Below are 18,738 nucleotides of genomic sequence, written 5' to 3' on the forward strand. Positions count from 1 at the left end.
CGATCGGGTGACTTAGTGTGACGCAACCGACGCTACTGGACCCTCGAATCGATACAGTCGCAGCTCGCGACGGTCAAGCAGGAGGCTGGCAGCGCCCAGTCGGGCCGCGAAGCCCGCCCACTCCTCCGGGGTTCCGGCATCGACGACGACGTACCGAAACCCTGCTGTAGCAAGGCTTTCCGACGGCCTTTTTAGTACGCGTTCTACTTGTTCCGCACGGGGATCTTCCGCGGCGACCACCATCGAGCCGACCCGCACGGAGTCGTCGGCGACCACCTCCCGGCCCGGCGTGGCGAAGAACCGCTGCGCGGGATCGAGCACCGCGCGCCCCCCGTTCCAGGAGAACCTGCGATACGACTCGAACGGCAGCACCAACACGTCCCCCGGCTCCCGGTCCTGCTGGATGATCGCCCGCGCCTCCATCCAGGCCCTCGGGTACGGCACGGCGTCCAGCGCGCCCCACGTCAGCGTCGGCAGCGCGGCCAGCGGCGCCACCACCATGAGTGCCGCCCATCTCGCTGTGACCCTGGCGGTCAGCTGACCGAGGCCGATGGCGACGAGCAGCGCGAGCGGCGCGACGAACTGCTGCGCGTCACGCAGGACGGCGAACCCGCCCCAGACCCCGACCAACCACCTGAGCAGGTCGCGCCCCGGCTGGAACACCCCGAGGCAGGCGATCACGAACCCGGCGACGGCCGCGACCCCCAGCCCCCTCCTCAAGGCCACCCCCTCTCTCGCCGCGCCGGAGGGGGGCGTGGCGAGACAGAATCCGGCGATACCCGCCAAGGCCAGCGACAGCCTGGCCACCGCGCCCAGCCAGGTGTCGTAGCCCGCCGGGACCGCGTTGGCGTTCCATACCCCGCCAAGAGACAGCAGGCTCCCTACGGCCCCGAACGGCCCGTCCGCCCTGGCGGCGAACGCGTCCACTCCCACCGGATCACCGGCGAGCACCCTCGGCCGCACCACCGCGAGCATCAGCCACGGCAGGCTGAACAGCAGGACAAGCGCCCCCACGCGCACCCACCGGCGGCACTGCGCGGCGACGGGCAGGACCGTCAGCGCGGAGATCGACATCGCGGCGAAGCCCCCCACGGCGGCGGGCACCAGAGCGAGCGCGAGGCGCCGGCCGCAGGCGGCACGCACCACCCACGGCAGGCCCGCGTATCCGAGCAGCAGCGCCCACTGTCCCATCAGCAGGCGCTCGGCGACGTACGGGTTCCAGGCGTAGCAGGCGCCCGCCACCAGACGCGGCACCACCGACTCCGACGGCACGAGGCGGGCCGCGCCGGAGCAGCCCAGCACGAAGATCCCCAACAGGATCGCCTTCTGCACCAGCTCGGCGGGAAGCACCTGCGCCAGCGCGGTGACGACCGCGTCGCTCGGCACCACCCGCGGCGCCCCGCCCGACAGCCCGAACGTGAACGTGGAGAACACTGGGTCCGGCACGAACACCATGTCCTGCACCAGCACGAAACCCCAGCCCAGGGCCGGCCCGAGCGCGAGCGCACCGAGCGCGAGCCCGAGCAGGGCGGGGAGCAGCGACCGGTGCATCCCGATATGACACCACAACCAGACCACCGGTCCCGACCGGGCACTTCGCGGTGCAGGGTTGGCCGCCGCACGGCGTGTGGCTAATGTTCGCTTGAATCAAGGGGGCGCGCAGTGGCGGCGGTGACCGAGAAGAGCGTGGTGGCCGAGTGGAGACACTGGCTCCGCGGCGACGTCGTGGTAGGTGCCGCGCTGGCGATGATCGCCGCCCAGCTCGTCTGGAAGTACGATCTGGTCCGGCGGACATACTTCAGGCAGGACGACTTCACGTTCATCGCCAGGGGCCTGGACAACGACCTGACCTGGGACTACCTGATGCGGGTCGACTATGGCCACCTGATGCCGGGCCCGTTCGCGATCCAGTGGGCGATGGGACGGCTGGGCGTCTACAACGACGTGCTGGCCCATGTGATCGTCATCGGGCTCCAGGGCGCGGCGGGCCTGGCTCTGCTGCGGTTCCTCCGACTGCTGTTCGGCTCGCGACCCGCGATCCTGGTGCCGCTCGGGTTCTACTTGATCACGCCGATGACGATCTCGGCGTTGTCGTGGTGGGCGGTGGCCATCGAGATGCTGCCGTTCCAGATAGCGCTGCCGATGGCGTTGAGTTCGCACGTCCTGTTCGTCAGGACCGGCCGCTACCGGCACGCCGTGGCCGCCGCGGCCTGGGCGGTGTTCGCGATGACCTTCTACGTGAAGGCGCCGTTCATCCTGGTGCTGGCGTTCGTGCTCACCGCGTGGCTGGGGTTCGACAGACGGCAGTGGCGGGCTTGGCTCCTCTACGCGGGCGTCCTCGCCGCCTACTCGGCGATCTTCTTCCGTCAGCTGTTCACCTCCGTGCAGCTGACCAACGACACTGTGCGGCCGACGCTGCCCGACGCCGCGCTGGCGGCGCGCTTCGCCTGGAACCTGCTGTCCGGCTCGCTGGTGCCGACCTCACTCGGCGGCCCGTGGCGATGGCTCCCCATCGGCGACGACTACGCGATCGCCGCTCCGCTCGGGGCGCTGGTCTGGGTCTGCGTGGCAGTGGCGGCCGTGGTGGTGCTCTTCTCCGCGTTCTACCGGCGGCGAGCCTGGCTGGCATGGCTGACCCTGCTGGCCTACGTCGCGCTGGCCGACGTCGTGCCCGTGATGATCGGCCGGATCCAGCAGATGGGACCCGACCTCGGCGGCTTCGAGTTGCGCTACGTCGCCTCCAGCGCGTGCGTGCTCGCCATCGTCATCGGGCTGGCGTTCGTCCCCCTGGCCGGTGAGGAGCGGCCTTGGCGGCGGCGCCCGCCGACGCTCGCCAAGGTCGCCGCCGCGGCGCTGGCGTGCGCGTTCGTGGCCGGCTCCGTCTGGTCGGTCGCCGCCTACGCGCGAAGGCCGCTTGGCGAGCCCGTGGAGAGCTACATCGAAACCGCCAGGCTGGCGCTGAAGCGGGCGCCGGGCGACGCGGTCGTCCTCGACCGGTATGTGCCCGGCAAGGTGGTCTATCCGATCTTCTTCTATGACTACGCGCTCGCCTCGCGCGTGCTCGGCCCGATCGCGCCGCAGGGAACGGCCTGGGCGAGACGGCTGAACGGGCCGATGCGGAACGTGCTGGCCTTCGACGACGCGGGCCGGTTACGCCCGGTGAACATCGAGGGCCTGACGATCCCGCGGCCCACCGCGTGCCAGGAGGTCGGAGCCAGGGAAGTGCGCTTCCGCCTTCCGCTGTCGCTGCCGAAGGGCGAGTGGACCGTGCAGGCGGCATACCTGAACCCTGCCCCTGCGCGCCTTGCCATACGACTTGGGAGCGCCGAGGCCAACGTCGAGGCGGGCAAGGACTTCGGCTGGACGTTCGCCACCATCATCGGCGAGGCCACTGAGGTCGGCATCCGCGCGCTCGGCGGGAGCAGTGCGTGCGTGGGCGAGATCAAGGTGGGCGTGCCGACGCCCGCGAAGAACGGCACGCCCGTTCCGCTCCAGCCGGTCGAGCCCTGACGGCTGCGCGGGCGAGATCTTCTGAACGCGTATCTGTACGTGAGCAGGCAGCGGCTGTCTCGACGGCTCCGGTGCTCTGTTCGACGTGGCATGGCCGACACTCGCTCCCGCGCTGGGCGTGCTCGCAGCTGCGCGCGCTGGTGGCGGCCGTGGCCGTGTACGCGATCATGTCGGTCACACCGGTGGTCGACACGATGACGCACTATCCGTACCACGTCATCAGGTGCGGCGGCCTGCCCGTCGTCGCCAGCGGCTTCGCTGCGGCCATGAGCTACAACGTCCCCGGGGACAGGGACTACGCGGTGACGCCGTTCGACGGGCCGTTCTTCTGCACGGAGAAGGAGGCCAAGGCCGCCGACTTCCACCACTACGACGACGACTTCCGACCCGGGGAGTCCGCGCCGACCCGCGGCCGGAGACAACCTGTCGACGCTAGCCCTGGTGCACGCCCTGTACCGCTCCTTTTGATCCGTAGGTTCCGGATTCGAGCCCCGGGCGCCCCGGTAAGGCAGCGCCCCGCGCCGGCAGTAGCGCGGGGCACCCGAACCGGTCAGCGCACCTCGAACCGGAACAGCGAGTAGCCGAAGGTGGTGGCCCGTCTGAGACCCAGCATCCGCACGTAGCGCGCGGAGATGGGGGCGAAGGCGAGGCTGTCCACGCCGACCCCGGTCTTGCCGCGCACTTGCGAGACGGTCTGCCAGGTCGTGCCGTCGCCGGAGACCTGGACGTCGTAGTCCTGGCCGCGCGCGGCCTCCCAGTCCAGCAGCACCCGGCTGATCTGCTGTGTCGAGCCCAGGTCCACCTGGAGCCACTGGTTGTCGCTGTACTGCGAGGCCCAGCGCGTCTTCGGGTCGCCGTCGGTGGCGTTGGCGGGTCCGAAGTAGTCGACCTCACTGGAGGACGCGGTGGTGGGTTTGCCCTTGGCCAGGTCGGGCGCGTCGAAGACCTGCACGCTCCACAGGGCCGAAGCGCCGGAGACGCGGACGTAGCGCGCCGTGACGCCGGGACTCGCCTTCACCCAGTTGCCGCCCGTGGTCGAGACGGTGACCTGGTAGTCGTCGTCGCCGTCGACCGCGATCCGCTGGACCGGCATCGCCTTGCCCAGGTCGAGCTGGACCCAGGGAGCACGGTCGCGGCGATCGGCCTGCCAGCGCGTCAGCCGCGAACCGTCGGTCAGGACGGTGGGGTCACCGCCGGATGAGGCGGTGACCGAGGCGCCGAAGGACAGCTCGTCCGGCTCGGGCGCGCCGATCGTGGAGCCGAGGCTGGTCAGCCCCGGGCCGGGGGCGAGCTCCCGCAGCTGCTTCATGAAGGTCCCGTAGGGCACGCCGGTCCCGGCACCGCTCCACATCTTCTGCCCGAGCAGGCCGAAGGTCGGCTCCACCAGCCGGTGTACGTCGCCCTCGGTGTAGGTGGCGCGCACCAGGTCGTTCCAGACCGCCGACATGGCGCCCTTCAGCAGCGGCTCGCCCGGCTGGACGCTCTTGCCGCCGGGGAAGACGTGCGGCTCCCAGTTGTCGTAGAGCCACTGCCCGCTGAGGCCGTTGCCGTGGTAGTAGTCCGCGAACGGGACGATGTAGAGGTAGGCGTCGTTGGTGTTGATGAAGGAGTAGCCGTCGCGCACTGCGGCGTCTGGTCCGTACCAGCCGTTGTTCCAGCTGTTGATCGTCACGTCTCGGTCGTAACCGTCGGCGGTTCCGGTCATGGCGGTGGCGCTGCCCCAGGCGCGCGGGTGCTTGCCCAGCGTGCGTAGGTGTGCGGCCATGTCGTTGAAGAACGTGCGGTACAGCTGCCGGTCGGCGGTGTACTCGTCGGTCCCGTAGTGCACGTCCTTGCCGCGGAACCAGGGCGTGAACTCGTCGAAGACCGACTTCATGAAGGCCGTGGACTCCGGCTTGGACAGGTCCAGGTGGTCGGAGTCGCCGCCGTTCAGGCCGAGCTCCGGTTTGAAGGCGATGAAGGCTCTCGCGTGTCCCGGCGCATCGATCTCGGGGACGAGCGTCACCCCGTTGGCGGCGGCGGTCTCCTCGAAGGAGTCCCAGTCGGCCCGGGTGTAGGCGCCGTCCTGGGCGGCCAGCCCTGCGAACGCGGGGTTGTCGCTGGCCAGCCGGAAGGCCGAGTAGGCCTTGCTCCAGTCGTCGCCGGGCGCCTTGATCTCGTTGTCGTTGAGGTGCAGCTGCAGCTCGTTGACCTTGTACCAGCCCATCATGCGGATGTAGTCGCGGATGAACTCGGGGGTGAAGTAGCGCCGGCCGACGTCGAGCATGAAGCCGCGCGAGGGGTAGTTGGGCCAGTCGGCGGCGGTCCCGACCGGGAGGCTGGACCGGTCGGCGTCCCTGGCGAGGATCTGCAGCATGCTGCGGCTGCCGTAGAACAGGCCCCTGGCGGTGGGCGCGGTGATCCGGACCCCGTCCGTGGAGACGTCGAGCCGGTAGCTCTCCGGCCCGGTCGTCAGCGAGGGGTCGAGCTCCAACTCGACATCGGCCCGGCCGCTGGTGGCCCTGGCCTCCTTGCCGGTGACCTCGCTCAGGTCGGCGGCGACCTGCTCGGCCAGCTCGCCCGAGACCTTGGGCCGGTCGGGCAGCTCGAAGGTGCCCGTCCCGCCGCTCCAGCTCTGCAGGGCCGGCACGACGACGGGCGGAGGGTTGGCCCCATCGGAGGCAGCGACCCTCGATGAGGCGGCGGAGGCGGGGAGGGGGGCGATGACGCTCAGTGCGAGCGCCATGGAAATCACAACACGCATGCCCATTGTCTACCGAACCCGGACCAGACCGGTCTAGACCCCCTCTTGCCGAATTTTGTCGCGCCACCATACGGTGTGAGCACAAACGCGCAGCACTCACCCCCCGGAGGCATCGCGAATGCGCAAACCCGCGACCTGGTTAGCCGCCCTGGTCCTGGGCGCGTCGGCCGTCGTGGCCATCCCTGCCACGGCCCACGCCGATACCCTCGACTCCATCACCGGATTCGGCGCCGACGACGGCGCCTACACGATCACGGCGGGCAGCGCCAAGCTCCGCCTCACCTTCCAGCGTGACGACGTCTTCCGCCTCGAACTGGCCCCCGACGGGGTCTTCACCGACCCGGCCAACACCGGCGAGGGAGCCAAGCTGGTCGTCAAGACCGACTACCCGGCGGTCCAGAGCAGCAGCAAGGAGCTGGACGACCGCTACGAGATCTCCACCGGAGCGCTCACCGTCGCCGTCACCCGCAAGCCTGTCCGGTTCAGCGTCAGGAGAGCCGACGGCAGCCTGGTCTGGGCCGAGAGTGCCCCGCTGAGCTGGGACGCCACGGGCGCGCGCCAGGCCCTCGAGCCCGCGGAGGGTGAGCGTTTCTTCGGCGGTGGCATGCAGAACGGCCGCCTGGAGCACACCGGCAGCACGATCCGGATCACCCGCGACTTCGACTGGGACGACGGCGGCAACCCCAACGCGGCGCCGTACTACATGAGCACCGCCGGCTACGGCGCCTTCCGCAACACCTTCGCCCCTGGCGGCTACGACTTCCGCCGCCCGAGCGTCCTGACCCACCAGGAGCAGCGCTTCGACGCCTACTACTTCGTCGCGGCGCAGCCGTACGACCTGAAGACCCCGCTTGACCGCTACACCGAGCTGACCGGCCGGCCCATGATGCCGCCGATCTACGGCCTGGAGCTGGGCGACGCCGACTGCTATCACAAGAACGCCAACCGCGGTCAGCGCACGCCGGAGGATGCGGTCAAGGTCGCCCAAGGCTACGTCGACCACGACATGCCGCGCGGCTGGATGCTGGTCAACGACGGCTACGGCTGCGGCTACGAGCGGCTGGACTGGACCGGGCAGCAGCTGCGCGAGCGCGGCATCCAGCTCGGGCTGTGGACCGAGTCGAGGCTGGACAACCAGCAGTACGAGGTCGGTACGGCGGGCGTGCGCGTGCGCAAGCTGGACGTGGCCTGGGTCGGCGCCGGATACCGGCACGCCCTGACCGCCTGCGAGGACGCGCACGGCGGCATCGAGCGCTACTCCGATGCGCGCGGTTACGCGTGGATGGTCGAGGGTTGGGCGGGGTCGCAGCGGTGCGCCGTGCAGTGGACCGGCGACCACGACGGCACGCTCGACGCGATCCGCTGGCAGATCCCAGCGATCACCGGCGCCGGGATGTCCGGCATGCCGTTCACCGCGGGTGACATCGATGGCATCTTCGGCGGCACGGACGAGTCCTACGTGCGTGACCTGCAGTGGAAGGCCTTCACCCCGGTGCTGATGAGCATGTCCGGGTGGGCGGCCAAGGACAAGCAGCCCTGGGCCCGCGGCGAGCCGTACACCTCGATCAACCGGCGCTACCTGAAGCTGCGCGAGCGGCTCCTGCCGTACCTGTACACCTACGCCGCCGAGGCGCACCGCACCGGTCTGCCGGTCAACCGGGCGCTGGCCCTGGAGTACCCGCGCGACGAGAAGGCCGCCGCAGCCAAGGACCAGTTCCTGGCCGGGCGGGACTTCCTGGTCGCGCCCGTCTCCACTGCGGGGCAGGTGCGCAACGGCATCTACCTGCCCGAGGGGCGCTGGGTGGACTACTGGAGCGGCCAGGTCCACGACGGGCCGAAGACGATCGACGGCTACCACGCGCCGCTCGACCGGCTGCCGCTCTTCGTCCGGGCCGGGGCGATCGTGCCCATGCACCGCGCCGGGATCAACAACCACTCCGAGGTCAAGCCGGGCGACCCGCTCACCCTCGACATCTATCCGCTCGGCGACTCCGCCTTCGACCTCTACCTTGACGACGGCAAGACGCGTGCCTACCGCGAGGGCGTCTCCGCCACGCAGCGCTTCACCGTGGACGCGCCGGACAAGGGGATCGGCGTCATCAAGATCGGCATTGCCGCGGCGACTGGTCCCTACCAGGTCGCGGCGAAGCCGTACGAGCTGGTGGTCCACACCGGACGGGCGCCGGCCGCGATCCTGTACGGCAAGCGGCCCTACGAGAAGATCACCAAGGCGGCCTACGAGGACGGGACGCCGGGCTGGTACGCCGAGGGCACCCTGGTGAAGATCAGGCTGGCGGCGGTGGAGCCGGCCGAGGTCGAGCTGATCGGCGCGGGCGTGGTCGGCGGGCTCTTCCCTGGCGACGGCGACGTCACGGTCGCCGCGGAGCTGCCCGCGCTGATCGCCCCGGGCAGCACCGTCGAGGTGCCGGTCACCTTCACCAACCGGACTGGGCTGCCGGCCCGCGACGTCGAGCTCGGGCTGACCTGGAGCAGTCCTACCAAGGTGGGCATCGTAGGCGACAGCGTCACTCGCAGGATGGCTGTGACGGTGCCCGAGAACGCCAAGCCGGGTGCGGTCACGCTGATCGCGTCGGCCTCCTACAAGGCCCATGTCGAGCAGCGCACGGCCACGGCCGCTGTCGCCTCGCGCGTGCCGCACCGGAACCTGGCCGCGGCCTTCGACAACGCCGGCATCACCGACGACGCGGACACCGCGAAGGGCAACATCGACGGCGGCGGCTCCAGCTTCTCCTGGCAGCGGCTGGCAACGATCGGGCTCACCCCCGGCGCGCGCGTCCAAGCTCAGGGCGTCTCCTTCACCTGGCCCAACGGCTCCCCCGACAACGTGACCGGGCGCGGGCAGACCATCGCCGTCGAGGGGCAGGGCAACACCCTGGCCTTCCTGGGCACCGGCACCAGCGGCTCGGCGGCGGGCACCTTGACCCTGCACTACGCCGACGGGAGTGTTTCGACGGCCCAGCTCGGCTTCGCCAACTGGTGCTGCCTCAACCCCAGTGCCTACGGCTCCGTGACCGCCTTCGCCACCATGGGGAAGAACACCGCGGCCGGTCCCAACCAGTACCCGACAGTGGAGTACCGGATCTTCTACCAGCAGGTCCGGTTGAACCCCGACAAGCAGGTCGTGGCCATCACGATGCCGGACAACGGGGCGATCCACGTCTTCGCCGCGACCGTCGCCACCAAGCAGTTGCCCGCGCCTCCCCAGGGGGAGGTCTGGGCCTCCGACCACCCGTGGTTGTCGGCCACCAACGGGTGGGGGCCGGTGGAGAAGGACCTCAGCAACGGCGACAGCGGCGCCGGCGACGGCCGCGTGCTGAGCCTCGGCGGCGTCGTCCACGCCAAGGGCCTGGGAACGCACGCGCCCTCCACTGTCTCCTACTACGCGGGCGGCCGCTGCGGCTCCCTCACCGCGACGGTCGGTGTGGACGACGAGATCCCCGACTACGGGTCGGTGGTCTTCAAAGTGGTGGCCGACGGCAAGGCCGTCTACACCTCACCGGTCCTCACCGGTACCTCCGTGCCTGTCCCCGTCACCGCCGAGCTGACCGGAGCCCAGTACGTCGACCTGGTCGTCGAGGACGCGGGCAACGGCAACACCGGTGACCACGCAGACTGGGCCTCGGCCCGCTTCACCTGCTGACCCCCTAGCGCAGGACACGCACCGGCGTGTCCCGCGCTGATACTGCAACGGCACTTGTTCCGCTTCGCCCTCTTCATGATCATTGATCCCTGTGACAGCGGTAGATCCCGAGACGTGGTCGGCGGGTCTGGCGGAAGTGCACCACCCAACCATGACACCCGTACGGCCGAGGCCGATGTGGTGATCGCCGGTGCGCGCAACCGACCTGGGCGCGACATGGGCCTCGCCGCATGGGTCAGGGTCGACGGAAGACGAGGACGGTGATGTTCTCCTGGCCGCCGTTGTCGTCCCGCTTGGGGTCGTTGACCTGGAACCGGAGGCGACCGCTCGACGAGCCCTGGTAGATGTAGCAGGGGCTGTTGGACCCGACGGGCCGCCACGCGGTCGTGCTGAGCTCGCCGTCGTCGAGCCGGATCGGCCGGTTCGTGACCCGCGAGAACGCCTTCACCATCAGCATGTACGGTGCGAGCGTCGGCGCCGGCCAGCCGGGCCCGGCGATCCGGCCCTCGTCGCCGTCCGGGTCCTTCGTGGTGCCCCACCAGTCGATGCGCAGGATGGAGAAGTTGTCGGTGCTCGCGGAGAAGACGTCGCCGGGGAGGAGCGTGCCGACACTCACTCCCCGCGGGTCCTCCCCGTCGAGGGTGGCGTGCAGGACGCGGTCCGGGGCGTCCCCGCCGTCGCAGTGATCGAACGGGGTGCGGACGGTCGCGCTCGCCGGCATCGTGGCGAACCCGGCCGCCAGGGGCAGCGCGAGAGCCAGCGCGGCGGCGAGCAGTCGGCGTGCTTTCATGGTGATCTCCTTGCCTGTCTTGGAAAAGTCGATAGGTGGTACGGGGCGGGGGCGGAGCAGAGGGCGGCCACGAGCGCGCTCAGGAGCCTCATCCGCCGACAGGGTTGGGGACGACGTCGTCGCGCAGGGACACGCAGCGAACCGAGACGTCGACCGGGTTGGAGTAGTGGACGCCGTCGTCGTAGTGGACGGCCGCGCTGATGCGCCGGACGCTCTGGTGGACGATCAGGTTGGTCTGGGGCGCCATGCGCTGGCCGCCGCCTTCCAGCGTGAAGTCGAGCTGGTGCCACCGGTAGGCGCGGTTGGCCGCGTAGAGCCGCCAGCGCAGCGAGACCGGCGCCCGCCGCACCTCGACCGAGAGCGTGAACCGGAACGGCACGCGCCGCCCGGTGCTGTCCGCCGGGTAGCCGTTGACGCAACGGCCGGTGAAAGAGGTGCGGTCGGCGCTGAGCCAGAGCCGGCTGATCGGGCTCGGGTCGGCCGTCGCCTGCGCCCGAGCCGGTACGGCAGGCAGCAGCACGCTCGCTGCGACGGCCGCGGCCACCATCTTCGTCGTTTTCATGGTCCCCCTTACGGAGTGAGGTGATACGACCATGAGTGAGAGGCGGGCGAAAAACCTTGAAGAATCCTTGAATGGGAGAGCGCGTGGAATTCAGGCTGCTCGGCTGGGTCGGACTGGAGGACGGTGGCCGCGAGATCGACACTGGGCACAGCCGGCAGCGCTGCGTTCTTGCGGCGCTGCTGATCGACGCCCGCGAGCCGGTGATGACCGCCGAACTGGTGTCCCGCGTGTGGGGCAGCGACCCGCCCGACTCGGCGCTCAACGTGCTCTACGGCTACGTCACCCGGCTGCGCAAGATCCTCGCCCCCTCCGGGGTCCGGCTCCTACGCCGCGGCGGCGGCTACCTCATCGACGTCGAACCCGCCCTCGTCGACGCGCTGCGATTCAAGCGCCTGCAGGCCACGGACCCCGCCGCGGCGCTGGAGGCCTGGCGGGGCAAGCCGCTACCCGGCATCGAGGGCGAGTGGGCGGATCAGGTCCGTGCTGGTCTGATCGCGCTCCACCTGTCGGCGCAGCTCCGGCTCGCCGAGGAGGAGACCGCGCGGGGCCGTCACACCGCCGCCGTGGACAGGCTGACTGGTGTGCTCGCCGAGCATCCGCTGGAGGAGCGAGTCGTGACGGTGCTGATGACCGCGCTGTTCCGCGCCGGGAACACGCCGCAGGCCCTGGACTGCTACCTGGCCTTCCGCCGGCGTCTGTCCGACGAGCTCGGCATCGGGCCGGGACCGCGGTTGCGCCGGCTCCATCAGCGCATACTCGAAGGTGACAGCGCGCTGGACCGGCAGGAGGCCGCGCCCGTTCCTGCCGGCCTGCCGTACGACGTGCCGGGATTCGTCGGGCGCGCCAGGGAGTTGACGGCGATGAACCAGGTGCTGGGCAGCCGGACGCCGCTGGTGATCTCCGCGATCGAGGGCATGGCGGGCGTCGGCAAGTCGGCGCTCGCCGTGCGCTGGGCGCACCGGGTGCGCGAGCGTTTTCCCGACGGCAGCCTCTACGCCGATCTCGGCGGCCACGCACCGACCGGCCCCGCGGACCCGGCCCGCGTGCTCGGCGACTTCCTCGCCGCACTCGGCACCGCACCGGCCCGCATCCCCGGCGGGCTCGACGCCCGTTCGGCGCTCTTCCGCGCCCTGCTTGACCAGCGCAGGATGCTCATCATCCTCGACAACGCCCGCTCCGAGCAGCAGGTGAGGCCGCTACTCCCGACGGCGGACAGCTGCGCCACGGTGATCACCAGCCGCGTGCCGCTCCATGGCCTGGTCGTCCGCGAGCGCGCACAACGCATCGTCATCGGCACGCTCACCCCGGCCGAGGCCGAGTCACTGCTGCGGACCTTCGTCCCGTACGGCGACGCCGCATCGTTACGAGAGCTGGCGCGGCTGTGCGCCCACCTCCCGGTGGCGCTGTGCGTCGCGGGCGAGAGGGCAGCGCGTGGCGACCGCCCGTTGCCTGACCTGGTGGCCGAGCTCCGATCGGCGAGCAACAGGCTGGACCTGCTCGAGGTGGCGGGCGATCCGCTCAGCAGCGTGCGGGCCGTGTTCTCCTGGTCCTACCGCACGCTGCCGGAGCCGGTGGCCTTGATGTTCCGCCGGCTGGGCGCGCACCCGGGTCCCGACATCGAGCCGGGCGCCGCGGCGGTGCTGACAGGCTGCTCGACCGGCGAGGCCGCCGACCTGCTCGGAGCGCTCGCCGAGGCGCGGCTGATCGAGCCGTACCAGCCCGGCCGCTGGCGCATGCACGATCTGCTGCGCGCCTACTCGGCCGAGTGCGGCGGCGAGCAGGACGAGGCCGTGACGCGGCTGCTCGACCACTACCTCGACCGCCTGTCCTCCGCCATCAGTCTCGCTCTGCCGGGAGAGGTCGTCATCCGGCCCGACGCCGAACCGTTCCCCGATCCGGCGCAGGCGCAGGCATGGATGGAGGCCGAGCGCTCCAACCTGGTGGCAGCCGCCGACATGGCGCTCATCCGGTCACCCGCGCTCGGCAGGGATCTCGGCCGGATGCTGGTGCGGCACCTCGACATGGCCGGGCAGCAGGAGGAGGCCAGGCGTCTCTACCGCAGTGCGGCACGTGCCGCGCACGCCACGGGCGACCTGATGGGAGAGGCGTCGGCGCTCACCGCGCTCGGCGTGGCGCTGATCCGCAACGGCGAACTGGACGAGGCGCACGAGAGCTTCCGCCGTGCCGTTGAGCTCTGGGAGACCCTGGACGACCCACACGGCCAGGGCCGCGCGCTGGGCAACCTCGCGATAGTCGAGGTGTTCCGGGGGCAGTACGCCGCCGCGCTGACGAATCTGGAGCGGGCGGCCGCCCTGTTCGAGCGCAGCGGCCACCTGTCCGGGCAGGCCAACGTGCTCAACCACATCGGCGAGATCCACTGGCGCACCGGCGCCTACCGACTCGCCGTCCCCCTGCACGAGAGGGCGATGGAGATCACCGCCGAGATCGGAGACCGGGCGGGCGTGGTCGTCTCGCACGGCGGCATCGGCAACGCCCTGTTCAGGCTCGGCGAGTACGGCGAGGCCCTGGAGCACCTGGAAGCCGGCCGGGACCTGGCCAGGTCGATCTCCTACGTCTACTCCGCGCTGAACTCCATGGTCAACATCGGCCGCGTGCATGCCGCGACCGGCGACCTCCAGGCCGCCTACGACCTCTACCAGGAGGTGCTCCTCGCGCTACGCGAGACGGAGGACCGTGACATGGAGGCGGAGACGCTCGACTGTCTCGGCGAGATCTACCTGGCCTGGGGGGAACACGAGCGCGCACTCGACCACCATCAACGCGCCCTGGAGCTGCTCCGCGCGTCAGGCAGCCGCACGTTCGAGGCAAGCGCGCTCAACGGGCTCGGCGAGGTGGAGCGCGCGCTCGGGCATCCGAAGGAGGCAGGTGCCCGGCATCAGGAGGCGCTGGAGCTCACGCAGGCCATGGGTGACCGGTTCCAGCAGGCCCGTGCGCTGGTCGGCCTGGCCAGGCTCCGCGCCGACCAGGGGCTGCCGGCGGAGGAGTGGCGGGAGGCTCTGCGGCTCATGGACGACATGGAGGTCCCCGAGGCGGCCCAGCTACGAGGGGAGCTGAACGCCCCGCTCTGAGGCGGCGGGACGGACAGCAGCCCGCGTGAGCCGACGCCGCCTGGTTCGGCCCGGCCCGCTGGAGTACCGGCGCGCGCTGTCCGAGGTTCGCAGCCTCGTCGCTGATGAAGTGCTGAGCATCCCCCAAGGCGAGCCGTTCCCGCACGAACGCTTCACCGAAGCCATCTCGTTCGCCTGCGGGGTGAGCGAGCCGTCCGCGAGCCGAGCTATGGATCCGTGAGTTTGGCGCGGACCTGATCGGCGTCGGGGTGACCGAGCACCTCGAGGATGACCAGCGCCTCGCGCCAGACATGGCGGGCGACGTCGAGATCGCCGGCGGCGTCATGGGTGTCGCCGAGCCGGGTAAGGGTGTCGGCTTCGTGATAGTGGTGGCCCGCCTCGCGGAACAGCTCCCTGGCGTGCTGATAGCAGCCGATGGCCCGCTGGTGGCGGCCCAGATGGTGGTGGACGTAGCCGAGGCTGTCCCACACGTGCGCCTGCCCGCGGCGGTCGCCGAGTTCCTCGAGCACGGCGAGTGCCTGCTCGCAGTAGTCGAGCGCCCGGTGGTGGTCGCCGAGCAGCGCGTAGTGCCAGCCGACCGCGTTCAGTGCCCTGGCCTGACCGGCTCGGTGGCCGGTGGCCCGGCACAGCGCGAGGGCCTGCTGCGCGTGGTCGAGGGCCTCCTCGTAGCGGCCCTGCATGTCGAGCGCGCTGGACAGGTTGCCGTGGGTGTGGGCCTGGCCGCCGCGGTCGCCGAGCTGGCCGTACAGTTCGAGCGCAAGCTGGAAGTGGGCGTGGCCGTCGTCGTGGCGGCCCAGCCGGGTGTATGCCCAGCCGAGGTCTCGGTGGGCCTGCGCCTGTCCGAGCCGGTCGCGCCGACGTCGCGCGGCGTCCAGGGCGGCCTCCTGGGTCAGTGCCTGATCGTGCCAGCGGCCCCGGCGGTCCAGATAGTCGGCGAGTGTCCAGGCCAGGTGCCAGGTGTGGCCGTCGAACCCGGCGCTCGAGGCGTGAGTGATCGCGGCGAGCAGTACGGCGTGCTCAGTGGTGAACCAGGCCAGGGCCTGATCGTGATCGGCGAGCTCCGCGCAGACGGCCCCGGACAGGGGTGGGGTGGGATCGACCCCATCTCGGTGCGGGTTGAGCAGCCGAGTGGCGGCATGCGCGGAGTGCACGTAGTGGTCGAGCATCCGGTGCACCGCCGCCTGCCGTTCGACCTCCGGCTCGCGGGCGCCGGCCAGTTCGGCGGCGTACGCACGGAGCAGGTCGTGAAGGGCGTAGCGGCCCGGAACGTGTTGCACGACCAGGTGGGCGTGGATCAGCTCCGCCAGCAGCGGGCGCAGCTGCCGCCCGGGGACATCGGCCAGGCTCTGCGCGGCCGGCAGGGCCAGGTCCGGGCCCGGGTGCAGGCCCAGCAGCCGGAAGAGCCGGGCGGCGCCAGGGGTGAGCGCGTTGTACGACCAGGAGAACATCGCCCTGACCTGCGTGGCCGGATCCCCGCAGTCGAACACGTCCAAACCACCGCCCGCCTCACGCAGCTCGGCGGCGAGGGCGGCGAGCGGGAACCCCGGGTAGGTGGCGGCGCGGGCGGCCACGATCGTCAGCGCCAGCGGCAGCCGTGCACACCTGGCGATGATCTCCTCCACCGCGTCCGGTTCTGCCGCGACCCGCTCGGCGCCCAGGCGGCGGGCAAGCAGCTCACCGGCCTCGGCCACCGGCAGCAGGTCCAGCGGTAGCGGGTGTGCGCCTTCCGCGGCGACCAGTCCCGCCAGCTGGTTGCGACTGGTCACCAGGACCAGGCAGCCGGGAGAGCTGGGCAGCAGCGGGCGGACCTGCTCGGCGTCACGCGCGTTGTCCAGCACGATCAGGACCCGCTGACCGGCCAGCAGGCCGCGGTACAGGCCGACCTGGGCCTCCAGCGTGGCAGGGATCCGTTCCGCCGCTACCCCGAGCGCGTCCAGGAACCCGCGTACCGCCTCCGCCGCCGACATCGGAGATCCGCAGGGGTCGAAGCCACGCAGGTTCACGTACAGCTGGCCGTCGGAGAAGCGGTCGCGGACCCGGTGAGCCCAGTGCACGGCCAGTGCGGTCTTGCCCACTCCGGCGGTGCCCAGCAGGGCGGAGATGACCACCGCGGTGGGCTGCCGCCCGGCAGCGGCGAGGATCGCGTCGAGCCGGGCGAGTTCGCCTTCTCTGCCGACGAAGCCGTACACGTCCAGCGGCAACAGGGCCGCGGCCGGCCCAGGCAGCGGTGGCGGTGGCGGTTCCGGACGCGTGTCGGCGCCGAGTATCTGCTCGTGGATCAGCCTCAGCTGTCGGCCCGGCTCGATACCCAGCTCGACCACCATCAGCTTGCGGGCCTCGTCATACTCCCGCAGCGCCTCGGCCCGTTGCCCACAGGCGCTCAGGGCGGTCATCAACTGCCCGCGGAAGCCTTCGTGCAGGGGATGCGAGGCCACCAGGGACCGCAGGGTGCCCAGGAGTTCGACGTGACGTTCCATCGCCAGCTCGGCGCGGACGTGGCATTCCATGGTCTGGAGCCAGACGTCCTCCCATGCTCTGACGTGCCGCGAACGCAGGACCGCGGAGTTGACGTCGGCCAACATCGGCCCCCGCCACAGGTCGAGCGCCTCCCTCAAGATCGTGGCGGCGCCCTCGGGACTCCGGCCCTCCGCCTGGCTGCGCAGTGCCTGCACCCGGTGTAGGTCGATGCCGTCCGGCTCGATGTCGAGAAGATAGCCGGGCGCGCGGGTGAGCAGCGGCATCCGCCCGCTCCCGGCCAGCGCCTTGCGCAGCCGCATGACATGACTGTGCACGGTCTCCCGCGCGGTCGCCGGTGGGGACTCGTCCCACAGACAGTCGATCAGCTCCTCGACCTGCACCACCTGCCTGACCCGAAGCGCGAGCGCGGCGAGCACCACCCGCTGCTTGGCCGAGGTGACCGGGATGAGCGCACCCTGCTGATCCCGCACCTCCAGCGGGCCCAACAGCCGGATTTCCAACCCTGCCGCTCCTTCGTGACCTGTATCGGTGCTGTGGCGGCCGCCAGGGTCCTTCCAGCGGCCTGCCATCCGTCTGCCAGGCGCTCGTGGCAGCCTGCAGATGTCATCGGGGACTAACAGCGCAAAGCCGACCTCCTGATGAAGCTGTGACGAATCGCAGCGACCGATGGGCCGTCTCCGCGCATCCCCCCAGCAGAAGGAGACCAGGATAATGATCAAGAAGCTGGCCGTCACGTTATTCCTGACAACATCCCTGGCCGCCACAGGAATTGGCCAGGCGTTCGCCGCCGATTCACCCGCCGGCGACCCGACCGCACCTCCCCCTGCCGCATCCCCCGAAGAATTCAAGAACCAGTTGCTCGGCAAGCTGGAAAAGCAGGCGATCAGGGACATCGAAGTCATCAACAAGACAGCCGCGGCCGACCCCCGTTATGCCAAGGCCGTCGCCACCGAGATGAAGGTCGAGAAGGGGACCGGGCCCGCCGATCCCCGCACCACCCTGGCCAACCCCGACGGGGCTCTGGCGGGCTGCAACGCGGCCTGGGTCACCGTCTACATGAACAACGTGAGTGGAAGCACCATCTGGCGCTACCGCCAGCAGGTCGACTGGTGCTCCAACGGTAGCCAGGTGACGTCCATCAGCCCGGCCCAGATCAGCGGATACGTCTATGGATGGGCTGCCGCCCTGGGTTGGTCCTACGAGGGCGTCCGGAACAACGCGCAGTGGGACTACTACGGCAACCGGTGGGTGTACCGGACCTACACCCAGGGCGCCTTCCACTACTGCCCGCCGCGGGTCATCTGCGTCCAGAAGGTGTACCCCAACATCACCATCGACACGTACGGCAACGGCAACTGGGACTACTACTGGAGCAGGGGCTGATCTCCCGACCATCTAGATAGGTGAGGACCCCTGGAATCCAGGGGTCCTTTCGTTGCCCCGATCGCCGCTACAGCCGACCTGTGAGTGAAACCGGCGCGGCCCTCGAGGAGGGCGAAGAGGTCCTGCAGCGGGCTGCTTTCGGCGGCAAGCAGATCGGGGGCGACGGCGGCCTCGTGGTGGTCGGCGCCCGATCCAGGCCGTAACGTCACCGCGGTGAACAGGCCGGTCTCCGGTACGACGGCCAGGTGGGCTTTGTAGCCGTCGTCGCTACTGCCGGCTCTGGTGAATATGGCGGGCCTCGGGGTCGACGGTGGAGATGATCCGGTCGGGTGCGGTGCGGCGGGCAATCTGCCCACCGCCCGTCGCTGCCGTCGGCGGGTTCGACGTCTTGGCCGGCGATCAAGGCCGGCAGGCCGACCGCGCGGGCAGCGGACTCGTCCAGGTCCTGGCCGACCAGATGGTCCAGCAGGGTGAGCGCGTCGGTGACCAGGGCGCTGACCAATTCTGGCGAGCTGGTGCGTG

Annotated in this window: 11 protein-coding genes and 1 pseudogene; 6 read left to right on the top strand and 6 right to left on the bottom strand. The window is 70.6% G+C overall.

The features are described 5' to 3' along the window. Positions 1 to 12 precede the first annotated feature (12 nt). Positions 13 to 1,551 carry an MmpA family trehalose lipid delivery protein gene (locus tag AC3EO4_RS30690; RefSeq protein ID WP_431898828.1) on the bottom strand — a complete coding sequence of 513 codons (1,539 nt, stop codon included), beginning with the start codon at positions 1,549 to 1,551 and terminating at the stop codon, positions 13 to 15. A gap of 111 nt (positions 1,552 to 1,662) precedes the next feature. Between AC3EO4_RS30690 and AC3EO4_RS30695 the strand changes: the two genes are divergently transcribed. Further along, positions 1,663 to 3,510 carry a hypothetical protein gene (locus AC3EO4_RS30695; RefSeq protein ID WP_431898829.1) on the top strand — a complete coding sequence of 616 codons (1,848 nt, stop codon included), beginning with the start codon at positions 1,663 to 1,665 and terminating at the stop codon, positions 3,508 to 3,510. Between the two features lie 71 nt (positions 3,511 to 3,581). After that, positions 3,582 to 4,091 carry a hypothetical protein gene (locus AC3EO4_RS30700; protein ID WP_488186360.1) on the top strand — a complete coding sequence of 170 codons (510 nt, stop codon included), beginning with the start codon at positions 3,582 to 3,584 and terminating at the stop codon, positions 4,089 to 4,091. Here the strand turns inward: AC3EO4_RS30700 and AC3EO4_RS30705 are convergent. After that, positions 4,061 to 6,253, bottom strand: a complete 2,193-nt coding sequence (locus tag AC3EO4_RS30705; protein ID WP_431898830.1) for a discoidin domain-containing protein — start codon at positions 6,251 to 6,253, stop codon at positions 4,061 to 4,063. The two genes, AC3EO4_RS30700 and AC3EO4_RS30705, sit on opposite strands and share 31 nt — an antisense overlap. Positions 6,254 to 6,371: 118 nt before the next feature. Here AC3EO4_RS30705 and AC3EO4_RS30710 point away from each other — a divergent pair, with 118 nt between their 5' ends. Then, complete coding sequence (locus AC3EO4_RS30710) at positions 6,372 to 9,914, top strand: NPCBM/NEW2 domain-containing protein (protein WP_431898831.1); 3,543 nt, start codon at positions 6,372 to 6,374, stop codon at positions 9,912 to 9,914. A 235-nt stretch (positions 9,915 to 10,149) separates the two neighbouring features. Here the strand turns inward: AC3EO4_RS30710 and AC3EO4_RS30715 are convergent, their stop codons facing one another. Next, on the bottom strand, positions 10,150 to 10,704 hold the full coding sequence (locus AC3EO4_RS30715; protein ID WP_431898832.1) for a hypothetical protein: 555 nt from the start codon (positions 10,702 to 10,704) through the stop codon (positions 10,150 to 10,152). Positions 10,705 to 10,792: 88 nt separating this feature from the next. Next, complete coding sequence (locus tag AC3EO4_RS30720; protein ID WP_379577186.1) at positions 10,793 to 11,266, bottom strand: hypothetical protein; 474 nt, start codon at positions 11,264 to 11,266, stop codon at positions 10,793 to 10,795. Between the two features lie 83 nt (positions 11,267 to 11,349). On the opposite strand from AC3EO4_RS30720, the gene AC3EO4_RS30725 reads away from it, so the two are divergent. Continuing rightward, positions 11,350 to 14,355 carry an AfsR/SARP family transcriptional regulator gene (locus AC3EO4_RS30725; protein ID WP_431898833.1) on the top strand — a complete coding sequence of 1,002 codons (3,006 nt, stop codon included), beginning with the start codon at positions 11,350 to 11,352 and terminating at the stop codon, positions 14,353 to 14,355. A 25-nt stretch (positions 14,356 to 14,380) separates the two neighbouring features. Next, positions 14,381 to 14,575 carry a hypothetical protein gene (locus AC3EO4_RS30730; RefSeq protein WP_379577182.1) on the top strand — a complete coding sequence of 65 codons (195 nt, stop codon included), beginning with the start codon at positions 14,381 to 14,383 and terminating at the stop codon, positions 14,573 to 14,575. Here AC3EO4_RS30730 and AC3EO4_RS30735 read toward each other — a convergent pair. After that, the gene (locus AC3EO4_RS30735; protein ID WP_431898834.1) at positions 14,562 to 17,333 is read right to left on the bottom strand and encodes an AfsR/SARP family transcriptional regulator; all 2,772 of its coding nucleotides are present in this window, start codon (positions 17,331 to 17,333) and stop codon (positions 14,562 to 14,564) included. The two genes, AC3EO4_RS30730 and AC3EO4_RS30735, sit on opposite strands and share 14 nt — an antisense overlap. 211 nt (positions 17,334 to 17,544) lie before the next feature. Between AC3EO4_RS30735 and AC3EO4_RS30740 the strand changes: the two genes are divergently transcribed. After that, positions 17,545 to 18,216, top strand: a complete 672-nt coding sequence (locus AC3EO4_RS30740; RefSeq protein WP_379577178.1) for a hypothetical protein — start codon at positions 17,545 to 17,547, stop codon at positions 18,214 to 18,216. Positions 18,217 to 18,341: 125 nt separating this feature from the next. On the opposite strand, the pseudogene AC3EO4_RS30745 reads toward AC3EO4_RS30740, so the two are convergent. Beyond that, a pseudogene (locus AC3EO4_RS30745) lies at positions 18,342 to 18,718 on the bottom strand (IS5/IS1182 family transposase); the annotation flags it as partial. Between the last annotated feature and the right edge of the window lie 20 nt (positions 18,719 to 18,738).

Source organism: Nonomuraea sp. bgisy101, assembly GCF_057708945.1.

Bases quoted from the DNA above. Each gene is read 5' to 3' on its own strand.
- AC3EO4_RS30740 (WP_379577178.1), top strand. From the start codon at position 17,545: ATGATCAAGAAGCTGGCCGTCACGTTATTCCTGACAACATCCCTGGCC.
- AC3EO4_RS30715 (WP_431898832.1), bottom strand. From the start codon at position 10,704: ATGAAAGCACGCCGACTGCTCGCCGCCGCGCTGGCTCTCGCGCTGCCC.
- AC3EO4_RS30690 (WP_431898828.1), bottom strand. From the start codon at position 1,551: ATGCACCGGTCGCTGCTCCCCGCCCTGCTCGGGCTCGCGCTCGGTGCG.
- AC3EO4_RS30720 (WP_379577186.1), bottom strand. From the start codon at position 11,266: ATGAAAACGACGAAGATGGTGGCCGCGGCCGTCGCAGCGAGCGTGCTG.
- AC3EO4_RS30705 (WP_431898830.1), bottom strand. From the start codon at position 6,253: ATGCGTGTTGTGATTTCCATGGCGCTCGCACTGAGCGTCATCGCCCCC.
- AC3EO4_RS30710 (WP_431898831.1), top strand. From the start codon at position 6,372: ATGCGCAAACCCGCGACCTGGTTAGCCGCCCTGGTCCTGGGCGCGTCG.